This is a genomic window from Alistipes sp. An54 (genome assembly GCF_002159375.1).
Classification (GTDB): domain Bacteria; phylum Bacteroidota; class Bacteroidia; order Bacteroidales; family Rikenellaceae; genus Alistipes; species Alistipes megaguti.
Map to the genome: position 1 here is coordinate 233,094 of NZ_NFIA01000004.1, position 14,989 is coordinate 248,082.

The 14,989-nt window shown below is 62.7% G+C and carries 16 protein-coding genes; 6 read left to right on the forward strand and 10 right to left on the reverse strand.

Annotation, left to right across the window (positions count from 1 at the left end; translation table 11 throughout):
* Positions 1-3: 3 nt before the first annotated feature.
* From B5G09_RS05915 to radA, 4 genes are read left to right on the forward strand one after another with little or no spacing between them, the layout of a single operon-like run.
* The gene (locus B5G09_RS05915; RefSeq protein WP_087404436.1) at positions 4-570 is read left to right on the forward strand and encodes a sugar O-acetyltransferase; all 567 of its coding nucleotides are present in this window, start codon (positions 4-6) and stop codon (positions 568-570) included.
* Positions 560-1,192: a lactate utilization protein gene (locus tag B5G09_RS05920; protein ID WP_087404437.1), complete on the forward strand. Its 633-nt coding sequence runs from the start codon at positions 560-562 to the stop codon at positions 1,190-1,192. Before B5G09_RS05915 ends, B5G09_RS05920 begins: the two co-directional genes overlap by 11 nt.
* A complete protein-coding gene (locus B5G09_RS14190; protein WP_206384420.1) occupies positions 1,189-1,989 on the forward strand; it encodes a hypothetical protein in 801 nt (266 codons plus the stop codon). The genes B5G09_RS05920 and B5G09_RS14190 overlap by 4 nt, the downstream gene beginning before the upstream one ends.
* Before the next feature lie 7 nt (positions 1,990-1,996).
* A complete protein-coding gene (gene radA, locus B5G09_RS05930) occupies positions 1,997-3,367 on the forward strand; it encodes a DNA repair protein RadA (RefSeq protein WP_087404438.1) in 1,371 nt (456 codons plus the stop codon).
* Between the two features lie 276 nt (positions 3,368-3,643).
* Here radA and B5G09_RS05935 read toward each other — a convergent pair whose 3' ends face one another.
* The 8 genes from B5G09_RS05935 to B5G09_RS05970 all read right to left on the reverse strand — a co-directional run bounded on the left by B5G09_RS05935 (position 3,644) and on the right by B5G09_RS05970 (position 9,382).
* A complete protein-coding gene (locus B5G09_RS05935) occupies positions 3,644-4,306 on the reverse strand; it encodes a DNA alkylation repair protein (protein ID WP_087404439.1) in 663 nt (220 codons plus the stop codon).
* A complete protein-coding gene (locus B5G09_RS05940) occupies positions 4,306-5,202 on the reverse strand; it encodes a DUF4831 family protein (RefSeq protein ID WP_087404440.1) in 897 nt (298 codons plus the stop codon). The genes B5G09_RS05935 and B5G09_RS05940 overlap by 1 nt, the downstream gene beginning before the upstream one ends.
* A 55-nt stretch (positions 5,203-5,257) precedes the next feature.
* Positions 5,258-6,007, reverse strand: coding sequence for a methyltransferase (locus B5G09_RS05945; protein ID WP_241147587.1), 750 nt, complete (start codon positions 6,005-6,007; stop codon positions 5,258-5,260).
* On the reverse strand, positions 6,000-6,779 hold the full coding sequence (locus B5G09_RS05950; RefSeq protein ID WP_087404461.1) for a TIGR02757 family protein: 780 nt from the start codon (positions 6,777-6,779) through the stop codon (positions 6,000-6,002). Before B5G09_RS05950 ends, B5G09_RS05945 begins: the two co-directional genes overlap by 8 nt.
* 141 nt (positions 6,780-6,920) lie before the next feature.
* Positions 6,921-7,577: an ABC transporter ATP-binding protein gene (locus tag B5G09_RS05955; RefSeq protein WP_087311315.1), complete on the reverse strand. Its 657-nt coding sequence runs from the start codon at positions 7,575-7,577 to the stop codon at positions 6,921-6,923.
* The gene (gene folP / locus B5G09_RS05960; protein ID WP_087404462.1) at positions 7,574-8,359 is read right to left on the reverse strand and encodes a dihydropteroate synthase; all 786 of its coding nucleotides are present in this window, start codon (positions 8,357-8,359) and stop codon (positions 7,574-7,576) included. The genes B5G09_RS05955 and folP overlap by 4 nt, the downstream gene beginning before the upstream one ends.
* Before the next feature lie 19 nt (positions 8,360-8,378).
* Positions 8,379-8,984 carry a dephospho-CoA kinase gene (gene coaE / locus B5G09_RS05965; protein WP_087404463.1) on the reverse strand — a complete coding sequence of 202 codons (606 nt, stop codon included), beginning with the start codon at positions 8,982-8,984 and terminating at the stop codon, positions 8,379-8,381.
* A complete protein-coding gene (locus B5G09_RS05970) occupies positions 8,984-9,382 on the reverse strand; it encodes a hypothetical protein (RefSeq protein WP_087404441.1) in 399 nt (132 codons plus the stop codon). Before B5G09_RS05970 ends, coaE begins: the two co-directional genes overlap by 1 nt.
* Here B5G09_RS05970 and B5G09_RS05975 point away from each other — a divergent pair.
* Positions 9,365-9,697 (forward strand): hypothetical protein, encoded by a 333-nt coding sequence (locus tag B5G09_RS05975; protein ID WP_087404442.1) that lies wholly within the window; start codon positions 9,365-9,367, stop codon positions 9,695-9,697. The two genes, B5G09_RS05970 and B5G09_RS05975, sit on opposite strands and share 18 nt — an antisense overlap.
* A 105-nt stretch (positions 9,698-9,802) precedes the next feature.
* Here B5G09_RS05975 and secDF read toward each other — a convergent pair whose 3' ends face one another.
* Positions 9,803-12,823, reverse strand: coding sequence for a protein translocase subunit SecDF (gene secDF, locus B5G09_RS05980; protein ID WP_087404443.1), 3,021 nt, complete (start codon positions 12,821-12,823; stop codon positions 9,803-9,805).
* Between the two features lie 439 nt (positions 12,824-13,262).
* On the opposite strand from secDF, the gene B5G09_RS05990 reads away from it, so the two are divergent.
* Entirely contained in the window at positions 13,263-14,567 is a 1,305-nt protein-coding gene (locus B5G09_RS05990; protein ID WP_087404445.1) for an alpha-L-fucosidase, read from the forward strand.
* A 3-nt stretch (positions 14,568-14,570) separates the two neighbouring features.
* On the opposite strand, the gene B5G09_RS05995 is transcribed toward B5G09_RS05990, so the two are convergent.
* Complete coding sequence (locus B5G09_RS05995) at positions 14,571-14,891, reverse strand: SMR family transporter (protein ID WP_087404446.1); 321 nt, start codon at positions 14,889-14,891, stop codon at positions 14,571-14,573.
* Positions 14,892-14,989: the final 98 nt, after the last annotated feature.

Sequence of the window (14,989 nt, forward strand, 5' to 3'; positions counted from 1 at the left end):
AAGATGACCGAAGTCGAAAAGATGATGCGCGGCGAGCTGTACGACTACAGCGACCCGGAAGCCTTGGAACTCAACCTGCAGGCCCACGAGCGGCTCGAGAAGCTCAATGCGGTCCGGTACCGGGATTTCGCGGCCTATCGCTCCGCCCTGCGCGAACTGATCCCCGGATTCCCCGACACGAGCCACCTGATCACGCCGTTTCGCTGCGACTTCGGGTTCCGGATCTCCGTCGGCGAAGACGTCGTCATCAACTTCAACTGCACGTTCCTCGACGGCGGCGGCATCACGATCGGCAACCACACGCTCATCGGCCCCAACTGCCAGCTCCTGACGCCTCACCACCCGATCGACTATCTGGAACGCCGCAAACCCGTCGAAACGGGAAAACCCGTCCGCATCGGCAACGACTGCTGGCTGGGCGGCGGCGTGATCGTCTGCCCGGGGGTCACGATCGGCGACCGCTGCATCATCGCCGCCGGAAGCGTCGTGACACACGACATACCCGATGACTCGCTGGCGGCCGGAAACCCCGCCGTCGTAAAACGCAAACTCGAGAAACATGACGACTGAAAAACTCAACACCTGCGCCGAAGCGCTCCGCCGCCACCATTTCGAAACCGCCGTCGTCGAAAACACACGGGAGGCCTTCGATCGGATCAAGGCCGTCGTCGAGGCCGAAGCACCGAAGATCGTCTCGTTCGGCGACTCGAAGACCATGCGCAAAACCGGAATCATCGACTGGCTGCGCGATAACGGCGACTGGACGCTGCTCGACGGATTCAACCCCGACATGCCGCGTCCGGAACGCCTCGAAATACGCCGTCAGGCCCTGATGTCCGACCTCTTCATCACGGGCATCAACGCCGTGACCGAGGAGGGGACGCTCCACTGGCTCGACATGGTCGGAAACCGCATCGCTCCCGTGGCGTTCGGCCCCCGCAAGGTGATCCTCGTCGCAGGCCGCAACAAGATCGTCGCCAATCGCGAGGAGGCCGAAGAGCGCATCCGCCGTATCGCCGCCCCGCAGAACATCGCCCGCCATCCGGGATTCCGAACCCCGTGTGCCAAAACCGGCGTCTGCATGGACTGCAACTCCCCGGACCGTATCTGCAACACCCGCATGGAGATGCTGCGCTGCTACCCCGCAGGGCGTATTCTCGTCATTCTGATCGATCAGGAGCTCGGATTATGAAACACACAGTCATAACAGCCCTGCTGCTGGCCGCGCTCCCGCTGGCAAACGGCTGCAGCGACAATTCGGAGGTCTTCTACTCGATCTCCTACCCCATTGTGCGCATCGAGGCCCAGGTCACCCTCCCCGAGAGTGAACCGACGCCCGAAGAACCCTCGACCGGCGAGGGAACCGAAACCGGTGGCAATGACGGAACCGGCAGCGGAACGGGAACCGACGGGACGGAGACCGGAACAGGCGGAACCGGAACAGGTGGAACGGGAACAGGAGGAACGGGAACAGGAGGAACGGGAACAGGTGGCGGTTCGGTCTCGGACTCCGGCACGGGAACTGACACCGGATCCGGTGGAACGGGAACAGGTACGGGCTCCGGCTCGGGTTCGGACACCGGAACGGGAGAGGGCGAAGGTACGGAAGAGGGCGAAGGTACGGAAGAACCGGTCGATCCGCTGGTGGCACAGATCCAGGCCGAGGTGCTGGCCGAAGCCCCGGTACAGGTCGGCGGACGCTACGTGCTCGACTTCACCCGCTACAACCGCGGACCGCTGACGGTCGACACCGCCTCCGAGGCCGGAACCGTCCAGGGCGCTTTCTTCAAGGAGCCCGGAGCCTCGGAGATCAACCTCTTCTTCCTGGAAGACAACTACGCCTGCACGATCTCCTCGTACCGCGATACGGACGGCAAATACAAGGTCCTGCTGACGGTCGATCTGACCGAGATCTACCAGCAGCGCTACCCCTCGGCCGGCCTGACCAAGGTCGTCCGACAGGAATACACCTCGACCCCTTCAAACTGATACCACGATGGCTGCCAAGGTCAAAAAAGCCTACTTCTGCAAAAACTGCGGCTTCGAAGCCCCGAAATGGCTCGGGAAATGCCCCTCGTGCGGCGAATGGAACACCTTCACCGAGGAGATCATCGCCCGCGAAAGCGGTCCGGTGGCCGCAGCCGTGGCCGGTCCGCTCCCTGCGACGAAGCCCCAGCGCGTGCGCGACATCCGCGAAAGCGAACACCGCCGGATCGACCTCGGAAACCCGGAGGTCAACCGCGTACTGGGCGGCGGAATGGTTCCCGGTTCGCTGATCCTGCTCGGCGGTGAGCCCGGAATCGGAAAGTCAACCCTCTCGCTGCAGATCGCCCTGGCGGCAAACGGGCTGAAGACCCTCTACGTCTCGGGCGAGGAGTCGGCCGAACAGATCAAGATGCGCGCCCAGCGGATCGGCGTCGGTAACGACGAGTGTCTGATCTATCCCGAAACGCTGTTGGAGAACATCATCGCGCAGATGGCCGAGCAGAAGCCCGATCTGGTCATCATCGACTCGATTCAGACCATCTACACCGAGGTGCTCGACTCCTCGGCCGGCAGCGTCTCGCAGATCCGCGAGTGCGCCGCCTCGCTGCTCAAGTATGCCAAGACGACCGGTACATCGATCTTCATCATCGGACACATCACCAAGGACGGTGCCATCGCCGGTCCCAAGATCCTCGAACACATCGTCGATGTCGTCCTGCAGTTCGAGGGCGACAGCAACAACGTCTACCGCATTCTGCGCGGCATCAAGAACCGTTTCGGAGCCACGTTCGAAATCGGCGTTTTCGAAATGTTCGAAGAGGGGCTGCGCGGCGTCGACAACCCCTCGGAAATTCTGCTGACCCACTACGAAGAGCCGCTGTCGGGAATTGCCGTCGGGGCTTCGGCCGACGGCGTAAGACCCTATCTGATCGAGGTGCAGGCCCTGGTCAGCGGCGCCGCCTACGGCACCCCGCAGCGCTCGTCGACCGGTTACGACGCCCGGCGGATGAACATGCTGCTGGCCGTACTCGAAAAAAGGGTCGGCATGAAGATGTTCCAGAAGGATGTCTTCCTGAACTTCGCCGGAGGATTCAAGGTCGCCGATCCGGGGCTCGATCTGGCCGTCGTGGCCGCCGTCATCTCCTCCTACTACGATCGCCCCGTGGCCGACGGGGTCTGCTGCGCCGGCGAGATCGGCCTCTCGGGCGAGGTGCGTCCCGCCCCCCGTTCGGAACAGCGTATCAGCGAGGCCGCACGGCTCGGATTCCGACGCATCGTCGTCTCGGCCTATCTGCCCAAGGGAACCAAACATCCCAAGGGGATCGAGGTCGTCCGAATCAGCAGCATCGACCAGCTTCCCAAGGCCCTCTTCGTGGAGTAGCGGTCGAAAGTAAGGGGGGGGGGAGGCGGAGTCGCCGGAGCAAGAAAAACGAGGGAACGCGAGAACAAGCATAAAGTGTCGCACCGGAAAACGGTGGACAAGAAACGGCGTTACAAAAGAACAACCCGTCTGTGCATACAGACGGGCTGTTTTGGTTTCGGGGAAGGGGCGGCCGGAGAGGATCCTCGAGTCGGCCGGGGGGGGGCAAACAGAAAAACGGCAAAAAGAGCTGTAACGGGTAAGCCGGAGGGTGAGCCCGCAGGTCGGCCGGAGAGATCAGAGGTCCGGGTCCAGCCGCCACGAAAGTTCCTCGCGGACCAGCTCCTCGGCGGGGTGCGTCCCCAGCGAATCGACGGCCTGCTGCACGGCAAGGCGATTTTCAGCGCTCCGCGAGCCCAGATTGACCAGCGCCGCAACGGCTCCCTGTGCCAGCAAATGGCTCTCCTGAAACTCCGACGCTGCCGCCCGGCGAACGATATCGGCCACGCGCGGAATCCATGCCGTCTGCGGAGCTTCGGCCCGAGCAACGGCCATCAGCACCGCATACGGCTGGAGCCAGCCGGCTTCGGGGGTCGTCCATGCGTCGAAAAGTGCCGGAAGCGAAGACGTCCGTCCCAGCAGGGCAAAGGCCCCCTCTTCGGCCATTTCGGAGTTGAGCAGCCCGTCGCCCCAGAACGGAAATTCGTCCGGTGTGAGGCGCCCGGGATCGGCGATATGGAAGGCTGCCAGGCGCAACTCGCGGACATCCTGCTGATAGAGATAGCGGGCAAAGTCGTGATCCGTGGACTCGGCCCGGGCCAGACGGCGCAGGGTCGGAAGGCTCACACCGTAGTTCAAGCCGTACGTGCGGCCGTAATAGCGCATCGAGTCGGCTACGGCGCCGTTCCGCTCCCGGCGAAAGGCGCCAAGCAACGCGGTCATTCGCGTGGTGAAATCCATCATTTGCGGCGAGGCAGGGCTACGTTGATCGTTCGGCCGAATTCAAAGACCGGAAGCACCGTGCGGGCATACTCCTGACCGCCCGAGAGCACCGTGCAGGTCGAGGGATCGGCCACACGGCAGCGGACAACATTCGTCTCCTTGGGTCCGGCCTCGAGTCCCGCTCCGGCCTCGGCGCCCGACGGCTCGATCTGCAGCAGGACGATGTCGCCCGAAAGATCGTTCTCCGGAAGCAAACCGCCGGCCGGACTGAAACGGCAGACGATATACTGCTTCTTGTCCGTCTGCGGATAGACCACATAGCGGCGCGTCGAGGTGGTGGTGACGTGTTTGCCCAGGAAGAGCTCCAGATAGCTCTGCTCCTGGCGGTCGATCTCCTTCAGCGCCGCATCCAGCCCCTGGCCGAAGACATTCTCACCCGCTTCGCCCGTGATGAGGTCGAGGCGATGGCGACGCAGCGAATAGATCCGCTCGGCGGCCGCACGCGCCGCATCCTCCAACGAAGAGGTCGTCATCTCAAGTTTGTCGGGCTGCAGCCGCGCAAACTCCTCGTCCGTCGTGGCATAGCTCTGCACACGGGTCGCGGGGGCCGCCGGGGCCGTTGCGTTCAGGCAGGTGGCGCCGTCGAGAAGGGCGATCCGGGCGCCGGTGATGCTCCACGTCGTCTTGTCGGCCAGCGCCGGCCGCACGCCCAGGAACTTCTGCGCATAGCGCGCGTAGGGCCCCGCCAGCGTCCGATCGCACTCGACGGTCAGGTCCACGGCAAGGATCGTCCGCGGCTGCGACACAACCACGCCGTCGGCCGTCTCGTTGGCACCCTGCAGGGCAATGTATGGATTCTGAGCCGAAGCGCCTCCCGCAAGCAGCAGGATCAGCGCCAAAAGTCTGTATTTCATGGTCTGAATAGTTTGATGCTGTCGAAGAACAAAAGTAGCGTTTTTTCGCGTGTCGTCAAAATTTCAGGTAAAAATCACGCGTCAGCGCCCGGTATTCGGGCGTATAGTCTTCGTGGGCGCCCGTACCGATGGTCAGTTCGTCGATCCGAAGATCCGTATCCGTGCCGCAGGCCACCGCCGGATCCCCGGCCGGGGAGAACTCCATCAGCACCCGGCGGGGAGCCCGGCGGGGCGTGGTGCGAACCCACGTGAGGCGTCGCAACCGCAGGTGCTGCACCGCCAGCCGCCGGAACCGTTCGGCCTCGGGTGTCGGCAGCACCACGGCAAAGCGTCCGCCGGGCGAAAGAAGCCGGACAACCGCGTCGAGAAGCTCTTCGTAGGAGAGGCTGACCGTATGGCGGGCCGTCGTACGACCCGGGTCTGGGCAGGTCAGCGAATCGACGTAGAAGGGCGGATTCGAGACGATCAGGTCGTAGCGCTCCGCGGGGCGGAACTCCTGGATCGCCTGCCCGACGAAGTGCAGGCGGTCGCCCCAGGGCGAGGCGTCACCGTTCTCGCGCGCATCCGACAGGTCGTCGATATCGACTCCCGTGATTTCGGCCTGCGGGCAACGCTGCGCCAGCATCACGGCAATCAGCCCCGTACCGGTACCGATGTCGAGGATTTGCCGGTCCGTGGGCCGCACACCGACCCACGCGCCGAGCAGCACGCCGTCCGTGCCGACCTTCATCGCAGTGCGCTGCTGGCGGATCGTGAAGCGTTTGAAGCGAAAGGCTCCTTCGAGGTGTTCGACGGGTTCACTCATGGTCGTTGAGAATTTGGTCCATACCGGCTCCGAAGAGCGAAAAATCGTATCGCACGGGGTCCGCCGCGTCGAACTCACGAAGCCGCGAGGTGATCTCCTCGACAGCCCGCCAGTCGTTCTGACGCCGCGTGAGCAGCCCCAGAGCCCGTCCCGTCACGCCGACGTGGAGGTCCAGCGGCAGGTAGAGCGCCGACATCGGAATACGCCGCCAAAGACCGAAATCGACCCCGCGGTCGTCGCGGCGGACCATCCACCGCAGGTACATGCACAGCCGTTTGCAGGCCGCGCCCCGCTCGATCGACGAGAGGTGTTTCTCGCAGCGCGGGGCGTGAGGCGCAGCGAAGAACTCCCGGCGGAACTCCGCCAGCACGGGCCGCAGATCGCCGTGCACCGCGTAACGCTCTTCGAAAAAGGCGCCCAGTCCGCCGTAGCGCTCCTCGAAGCCCCGCAGCGCCAGCACAAAATCCCTGAGATCACCGCCGTTGAAGGTGCGGTGGACAAAAGTTTCCAGTTGCTTGAGTTCACGCTCCGAGGCATGGCGCACGAAGTCCGCCGGGGCGTTGTCCATCAGAAGCATCATCCGGTGGCCGTTGCGGACGATCGAACGGCGGTTGCCCCAGGCAATCGTGGCCGACAGAAAACCGGCAATCTCCCGGTCGGCGCGCTCCGTGAAGCGGTGCGGCACCGAAATCGGATCGTCCGGGATGAACTCCGGGCGGTTATAGCGATCATAGAGCGATTCGAGCAGCTCCCTGAGCGGCGAGGGTTCCATCATGGTCAATTCGGGAATAGAATCAAACGTCGCAGCGGCTGCTGCCGCCGGCATGGACAAACGGAATGCGGGGTACACGCCGAATCGCAGACATCGGGGCCACGGTCCGGCAGAAGAGCCCCCGTTCACGAAAAAAAAGGATCAGGGTTCGACGATCCGTCCGTCGGACATCGTAATCTTCCGGTCGGCCATCGAGGCCAGATGCTCGTCGTGGGTCACCAGAATGGTCGTCTGCCCCAGGCGGTCGCGCAGTTCGAAAAAGAGGCGGTGGATCTCTTCGCGGTTGTGCGAATCGAGGTTGCCCGAGGGTTCGTCGGCCAGCAGCACCGCCGGCGAGTTGATCAGCGCCCGCGCAATGGCCACGCGCTGCTGTTCACCGCCCGACAGCTGGGCCGGTTTATGGTCGCGGCGCGCCGAAAGACCCATCAGCTCGAGCAGTTCCGCGGCTCGGCGCTCCACCTCGGCCCGCGGCCGGCGGCCGATCAGCCCCGGAATGCAGACATTCTCAAAGGCCGTAAATTCGGCCAGCAGGTGGTGAAACTGAAAGACAAAGCCGATCCGCTCGTTGCGGAAGCGCGACAACGCCTTGTCATCCAGCGTAAAGACGTCCGTCCCGTCGATCTCGACACGGCCCGAATCGGGACGCGACAACGTCCCGATGATCTGCAGCAGCGTCGTCTTCCCGGCGCCGCTCGCCCCGACAATCGAGACCACCTCGCGCGGCGCAACCTCCAGCGACACGCCCCGCAGCACCTCCAGCGTGCCGAAACTCTTGTGTATATCCGTTATGCGTATCATGATCGGAATGCATTGAACAGTTTGACCGTATCGACCGCCTCGCGCACGTCGTGGACCCGAAGGATCCGCGCCCCCTGACGCAGGCACTCCCAGTCGAGCGCCACGGTCCCGGCCAGCGACTCCTCCGACGTACAGCCCAGCGTGCGGTAGATCATCGACTTGCGCGAAAGCCCCGCCAACACCGGAAATCCCTCTCCGCACAGGCGGTGCAGACCGCGCAGCAGTTCGAAATTCTGCGCCGCGGTCTTGGCAAAGCCGAAGCCCGGATCGAGGATGATCCGCTCGCGGCGGATGCCCGCCGCCATCATCTCGTCGGTCCGGCGGCGGAAATAGTCGACCACCTCGGTGGTGATGTCGCGCCGGTAGTCGGTCTGCGCCTGCATCGTCTGCGGCGTCCCTTTCATGTGCATCGCCACGTAGGGAAGGTCGTATCGGGCCACCGTCTCCAGCATCTTCGCGTCCAGTTCGCCCGCCGAGATGTCGTTGACGACCACCTCGCCGAAGGCTTCGACCGTGCGCGCGACCACCTCGCTGCGGAACGTGTCGACCGAGACCGTCATCCCCGGAGCCAGGCGCCGCACCGTCTCCACGCCGAGCGCCACGCGCCGCCACTCCTCCTCCGTCGGAACCTCGTCAGCCCCCGGACGCGAAGAGTACCCCCCGACGTCGATCAGCGAAGCCCCCTCGTCGAGCGCCTCGCGCACGCGGCGTTCGACGGCATCCCGCTCCGGCATACGGCTCCCCGCATAGAACGAATCGGGCGTGACGTTCAGAATCGCCATCACCTGCGGCACGGTCAGATCAGGCATCATGGCGGCGATGGTGGGCTTCAAGCGTGAAACGTCGGTCAAGTTCGGCCACCGTCGGTTCGAGATCCTCCTCGCGGATGTTCACCACGCAGTAGTCGGCCCGGTCGCGCAGCGTATCGTCGTCCAGCTGGGCGGCCATGCGCCGCAGAACCGACTCCCGGTCACAGCCGTCGCGCCGGCACGTGCGCTCCAGACGCAGCTCGAACGGCGCCACCACGGCAACCGTCCGGTCCACGGAGTGCTCCAGACCCGCCTCGAAGAGAATCGCACTCTCCAGCACCACATAGGGGGAGAGCTGACGTGCGGCCCACGCCGCAAAGTCCGCCTTCACGGCCGGATGGACCAGCGCATCGAGATCCGCCAGCGCCTCGGAATCCGTGAAGACCCGCGAAGCCAGATAGCCGCGGTTCAAGGCGCCGTCGGCCGTATAGGCCCCGGCCCCGAAGCGCGCCGAAATCGCCGCGCGAAGCGCCGCATCCTCCGTCATCAGCCGCTTGGCTTCCCGGTCCGAATCGTAGACCGCAATGCCCCGTTGTGCAAAGAGGCGGCATACGGTGCTCTTCCCGCTCCCGATGCCGCCCGTAATTCCAATCTTCATCATGACTTCGTCTGCGGTTGGTCGATCTCCGGAATATCCTTGATCGAGATGATCTTGATGTCGCTGAATCGCGGCGCCAGCGCATCCTGCAACGACTGCGGGTCGATGACCAGTTTGCCCTCGTGGCCCTCCTCCTGCGAAGGGTGCGTCTTGAGCTCCGAAAGCGGAATCCGCAACCGTTTGTTCATGTAGACCCGGTAGCCGAACAGATTCGTCCCGACCCCCTCCACCACGCACGTCACCTCGAAGGGCTGATCGTCGACACTCACCCGGACGGTCTGTTCCGTCGTATAGGTATAGCTCAGTTTGGCAATGTACCAAAGAATGAACGACGCCACAAGCAGCGCCAGAAAGACCGGCGAGACGTAACGTCGCATTCCATGCAGCAGATTTTCCATAGTGTGACCTCTATCTTCCCGACAAAGGTAAAAAATAAATACCAATTTGCCAACGACAATCCGCCATCGGCCGTCGCCTGCTCAGAATCCCGTGCCGTCGGCCGCCAGCAGGTAGAGATTCGGGTAAGAGGCGAAGAGAATCCAGATCAGGCAGGGGACGAACAGCCGGCCGGCCAGACGCTGGCGATGGCGCGGCGTCCGCACAACATCAGTCCCGTCGAAAGCGCCAAGGCGCTGACTCCGCCGATCAGGCAAGCTATCGACGGCACGCGGGAGGTCCGGATCTCCAAGGCTACGGTAATCGTGCCTTCGTGATTCTTTAATCGCAAATTTAATCGCAAAAAACATGCCGACGGATGAGAACACGAAAAAGCCGCTTCCGGAATCCGGGAGCGGCTTTGGGTTCAGCCTCGAAAGCGATTATTTCTCCTCGTCGATCTTGGCGCGCTTCTTCATCAGATCGTAGGCGAGCGGCGTGGCGATGAAAATCGTGGCCACCGTACCGACTACTACGCCGATGATCAGCGCGAAGATGAAGCCACGGATCGTCTCGCCGCCGAAGAAGAAGATTGCAAGCAGCGTAACGAGCGTCGTGCCCGACGTATTGATCGTACGCGACAGCGTCGAGTTGATAGCGTTGTTCACGTTCTCATAGAGGCTCCGCTTCGGATAGATACCCAGGTACTCGCGGATTCGGTCGAAGACAACCACCGTATCGTTGATCGCATATCCGATGATCGTCAGAATGGCCGCAATGAAGGCCTGATTCACCTCCAGGTTGAAGGGCAGAATACCGTAGAACATCGAGAAGATACCGATGATCAGCAGCGCATTGACGGCCAGGGCCAGCGTGGCACCCGTTGCCCACTGCCAGCGCTTGAAGCGGAACGTGATGTAGAGTCCGATGGCAATCAGAGAGAAGAGCACCGAGTAGACGGCGTTCCACGTCGTGTCGTTGGCAATCGAAGGTCCGATCTTGTCGGCCGTCAGAATACCGTTCACATCGGTCTGCGTGCTGCGGAACTGGTCGAAGGTGATGTCATACGAGTAGAGCGGCTTCAGTGCTTTGTAGATCAGCTCCTCAACCTCGCCCGTAGCCTCATCCGACGTATCGTCGTAACGGTACTGCGTCACGATGCGCATCTGGTTCTCGTTGCCGTACTGCTTGACCTCGAAGCTGATCGACGACTCGTCGGCCCCTTCGATCTGCGAGAAGACACGCTCCATGTTCGCACGAACCTCCTCGGCCGACACGGCCTTGTCGAAACGAACCACATAGGCGCGGCCGCCCGTGAACTCGGCACCCAGGTTCAGACCCCGGACGAAGAACGAAAGAATCGACAGCACGATCAGCGCACCCGAAATCCAGTAGGCTACCTTACGCTTGCTCAGGAAGTTGATGTGCGTATTGCTGAGGAACTTCTCCGACCACTTGTACGAGAAGGAGATCGAGCCCCACTTCGCAACGATCCAATCGATCAGCAGACGCGTGATGAAGATCGCGCAGAAGACCGACGTAATGATACCGATGATCAGCGTCGTGGCGAAGCCCTGAACCGGACCCGTACCGAAGATGAAGAGCACGATACCCGTAATGATCGTCGTCAGCTGTCCGTCGATGATGGCCGAGTAGGCCTTCGAGAAACCTTCCTTGATGGCCAGCGACAGACCCTTGCCCTCGCGAAGCTCCTCCTTGATACGTTCGTAGATGATCACGTTGGCGTCGACGGCCATACCCATCGTCAGCACGATACCCGCAATACCCGGCAGCGTCAGCACCGCACCGAACGATACCAGTACGCCCATCAGCAGGAAGACGTTCATCAGCAGGGCCACATCGGCCATCCAACCCGCCGTCTTGTAGAACAGCCCCATGTAGAGCAGCACCAGAATGAAGGCGACGACGAACGACAGCATACCGGCGTTGATCGACTCCTGTCCCAGCGACGGTCCTACGACCGTATCCTGGATGATCTTCGCCGGAGCCGGAACCTTACCCGAGTTGAGCACGTTGGCAAGGTCCTGGGCCTCCTGGATCGTGAAGTCGCCCGTGATCTGCGACTGTCCCTTGTCGATCTTCGTATTGACACGCGGGGCCGAGTAGACATAGCCGTCGAGAACGATGGCAATGCACTTGCCGATGTTCTCGCCCGTCATGCGGGCCCACTTCTGCGTACCCTCGGCGTTCATCGTCATCGAAACCTCGGCCGTGGCGCCGCGCTGCGCATACTGCTCGCGGGCGTCCGTTACGACCGATCCGTCGAGCGGCGCCTTGCCGTCGGGTGTCGTCACCTTGATGGCGTAGAGGTAGTAACGGCCGTCGATGTGGTCGTCGCCCTTCACGCCCCACTTGAAGAGGATGTCGGCCGGGAAGAGGTCGCGAACCTCCGGACGGGCCAGATATTCGTTCACCGTAGCAATGTCGGCCTTATAGGCGGCTCCGATGGCGGCGCCTCCGGCATAGTTGGGATCCAGCACCGCAAAGAGCGGGTTCTGCGCCTGGTCGAAGTTGCCCGTATGGGCCGTCTCGGACTTGGCCGTCGAGTCGGCGCCGATCTCACCGATCAGACCCTCACCGGCCGTCGGTGCGGCGGCCTCGGCGGCAGGCTGCTCCGTAGCGTTCTCCGTGGCCGGGGCGGCCGTATGCGAAGCCTCCTCCTTGAGGAGCTTGTCGGCCGATACCAGCATCGGAAGCACCTCGCGGGCGTCGTACGTCAGCCAGAACTCCAGCGAGGCCGTTCCCTGCAGCAGGTCGCGCACACGCTGCGGCTCCTTCACGCCCGGCAGCTCGACCAGAATGCGGTGCGAGTTCGGAAGGCGCATGATGTTGGGCTGCGTTACGCCGAAGTGGTCGATACGGCTGCGCAGCACGTTGAACGAAGCGCCGATGGCTGCCTCGGTCTCGCGCTTGAGCATCTTCTCCACGTCGGCATCCGAACTCTCGAGCGTGATGTCCTTGCGGTCGGGGCTCACGAAGATCGCGGCAACCGGACTGCCGTTCGACAGACGCGAGTAGGCCTTCACGAAGTCGCCGATGTAGTCGTTCGACGAACCGTTCTTCATGGCCGCATTGGCCTCGGCAATGGCCTGCTGGAAGGCCGGATCGTTCTGGCTGTCGCCGGCAAGCGCCTTCACGACATCCTCGACCTGAACCTCCAGCATGACGTTCATTCCGCCCTTCAGGTCCAGACCCAGATTCAGCTCCTTCTCCTTGCACTCCTTGTAGGTGAACTTCTTGAAGCCCACGTTGTAGACCGTCAGGTTCTGGATCGAATCCAGGTAATGCTGTTCGGCCGCCGACTGCTCGTCGATGGGGAACTGGGCAGCGTAGGCCGCCGCCTTCTTCTCTACGCTCCACGTCTTGAACGTGAACGAGAGTTGATAAACACATGCGAGGGCCAGAAGCACCGCGATGAGTTTAATGAAACCTTTACTTTGCATTTGGAAAAAATAGTTGTTATTATGTTTGTTTTAATGTCGTTGGGCACAATAGCACGCAAAGATAGAAAAAAAGAATTAAATCCCACGGTTTCAGCGGCAGAAAATGGCCATTGCGGCAAAATTATCACCCCTGCAGCCCCGTTGCGCACGTTGCGGCGGCATGGGCGCTCACGCAACGGAGCCGCCGGAATGTCGGGCTGCGGCGTCGAGGGCATTCGGACGGCGCAGGGGAGCGCGCCCGGCCGAGATCTTCCTCCTGCGTTTCTCGATGGCCTGTCCCTGAATCCTCCCCCTGACCCGCGGACGACTCCTCGCCAGCTCGTGGCGCGCCGAACGGCCCGAAAAAACCAAAAGCACAACCCCGAAGGCATAATTCACAGCCGGAATTCGCTTTTTAGCCAATCTTTTCGTACCTTCGGGTATTCAATCCCCGAACACGATGAAAAAAATTCTCCTCGCCTGCTGCTCCGCCGTACTCTCGCTGGCAGCCGCGGCCCAATCCGGGTATGTGCCCGCTTCCGAAAACATGGCTGCCCGGCAGCAATTCGCCGACGATCGCTTCGGAATCTTCCTCCACTGGGGTCTCTACTCCCTGCTCGGACAGGGCGAATGGGTCATGACCAATCAGGATATCGACTTCCGCGAATACCGCAAGCTGGCCGGCGCCTTCGCCGCCCCGGCCTTCAATGCCCGCGAATGGGTCACGGCCATCCGGCAGGCAGGTGCCCGATACGTCTGCTTCACGACGCGCCACCACGACGGATTCTCGCTCTTCGACACCGCACAGTCGGACTACAACGTCGTCGACGCCTCGCCGCTGGGCCGCGATGTCGTCCGCGAACTGGCCGACGAATGCCGCCGGCAGGGGCTCGGCATCCACTTCTACTACTCGCTCATCGACTGGTGGCGCGAGGATGCACCCCGCGGCCGCACCGGCCGCGGAACGGGCCGCAACCCCCGAAAGGAGGATGCCGACGCCTATTTCGACTTCATGAAGGCCCAGCTCACCGAACTGTTAACGCAATACGGGCCGGTCGGCGCCATCTGGTTCGACGGCGTCTGGGATCAGGACCAGAACCCCGGCTTCGACTGGCGGCTCGACGAACTCTACGGCCTGATCCACCGGCTGCAGCCCGCCTGTCTGGTGATCAACAACCACCACCTGGCTCCCTTCGAGGGCGAGGATGCACAGACCTTCGAACGCGACCTCCCGGGCGAAAACAGCGCCGGATTGTCGGGCCAGGAGGTGAGCCGCCTGCCGCTCGAAACCTGTCAGACGATGAACCATTCGTGGGGATACCGCATCACCGACTGCGACTACAAGCCGGTCGACGAGCTGGTGCGCTATCTGGTCGGAGCGGCGGGGCGCGGCGGCAATCTGCTGCTCAACATCGGGCCGCAGCCCGACGGCCGGCTGCCCGAAGCGGCCCTCGAACGGCTCGCCGGAATCGGAGAGTGGCTCGAACGCCACGGCGAGACAATTTACGGAACGCAGGCCGGGCCCGTGACGCCGCGTGCGTGGGGCGTCACGACCCGCCGGGGCGACAAGGTCTATCTCCACATCCTCGACTGGCCCGACACGGAGCTCTTCGTCCCCCTGCAGGGGCTGCGCGTGCGTCAGGCCACGGCCTTCGACAGCGGGGAGCGGCTCGACTTCCGGCAGAACGACGACGGCGTCGTCATCCGTCTCGGAGAGCGGACCGCGGCCCCGGACCACATCGTCGTCCTCACCATCCGCCAATAGGCCTCAGTGCATAAGCTTCAGCCCCACGATCCCGATGAAAACCAGCGACAGGAAGAACATCCGCCAGAAGGTCACCGCATCGTGGAAGCAGAATATCCCGATCAATACGGTACCGATGCCCCCGATGCCCGTCCAGACCAGATAGGCCGTGCCCATCGGGATCTCCCGCTGCGCCCAATAGAGAAACAGCCCGCTCAGCCCCATCGACAGAACCGACAGCAGCAGAAAGAGCAGATGATAACGCGCACTGAGCGCCGCCAGCTTGAAGCCCAACGGCCAGCCCAGCTCAAATAATCCGGCCAATGCCAAATACCACCATGCCATACGATGTTGTTGTTGAGATCGTGCAAAGGTAGCAAAATTTCCGCGCTGCAGCAACGTCCCGCCGAGCCGTTTGCGGGGTGTCGGGCAGGGGGGGGGCC

Coding starts and splice junctions, on each gene's coding strand:
- B5G09_RS05915 (WP_087404436.1), top strand. CDS start 4: ATGACCGAAGTCGAAAAGATGATGCGCGGCGAGCTGTACGACTACAGC.
- B5G09_RS05920 (WP_087404437.1), top strand. CDS start 560: ATGACGACTGAAAAACTCAACACCTGCGCCGAAGCGCTCCGCCGCCAC.
- B5G09_RS14190 (WP_206384420.1), top strand. CDS start 1,189: ATGAAACACACAGTCATAACAGCCCTGCTGCTGGCCGCGCTCCCGCTG.
- radA (WP_087404438.1), top strand. CDS start 1,997: ATGGCTGCCAAGGTCAAAAAAGCCTACTTCTGCAAAAACTGCGGCTTC.
- B5G09_RS05935 (WP_087404439.1), bottom strand. CDS start 4,306: ATGGATTTCACCACGCGAATGACCGCGTTGCTTGGCGCCTTTCGCCGG.
- B5G09_RS05940 (WP_087404440.1), bottom strand. CDS start 5,202: ATGAAATACAGACTTTTGGCGCTGATCCTGCTGCTTGCGGGAGGCGCT.
- B5G09_RS05945 (WP_241147587.1), bottom strand. CDS start 6,007: ATGAGTGAACCCGTCGAACACCTCGAAGGAGCCTTTCGCTTCAAACGC.
- B5G09_RS05950 (WP_087404461.1), bottom strand. CDS start 6,779: ATGGAACCCTCGCCGCTCAGGGAGCTGCTCGAATCGCTCTATGATCGC.
- B5G09_RS05955 (WP_087311315.1), bottom strand. CDS start 7,577: ATGATACGCATAACGGATATACACAAGAGTTTCGGCACGCTGGAGGTG.
- folP (WP_087404462.1), bottom strand. CDS start 8,359: ATGGCGATTCTGAACGTCACGCCCGATTCGTTCTATGCGGGGAGCCGT.
- coaE (WP_087404463.1), bottom strand. CDS start 8,984: ATGAAGATTGGAATTACGGGCGGCATCGGGAGCGGGAAGAGCACCGTA.
- B5G09_RS05975 (WP_087404442.1), top strand. CDS start 9,365: ATGCAGCAGATTTTCCATAGTGTGACCTCTATCTTCCCGACAAAGGTA.
- B5G09_RS05970 (WP_087404441.1), bottom strand. CDS start 9,382: ATGGAAAATCTGCTGCATGGAATGCGACGTTACGTCTCGCCGGTCTTT.
- secDF (WP_087404443.1), bottom strand. CDS start 12,823: ATGCAAAGTAAAGGTTTCATTAAACTCATCGCGGTGCTTCTGGCCCTC.
- B5G09_RS05990 (WP_087404445.1), top strand. CDS start 13,263: ATGAAAAAAATTCTCCTCGCCTGCTGCTCCGCCGTACTCTCGCTGGCA.
- B5G09_RS05995 (WP_087404446.1), bottom strand. CDS start 14,891: ATGGCATGGTGGTATTTGGCATTGGCCGGATTATTTGAGCTGGGCTGG.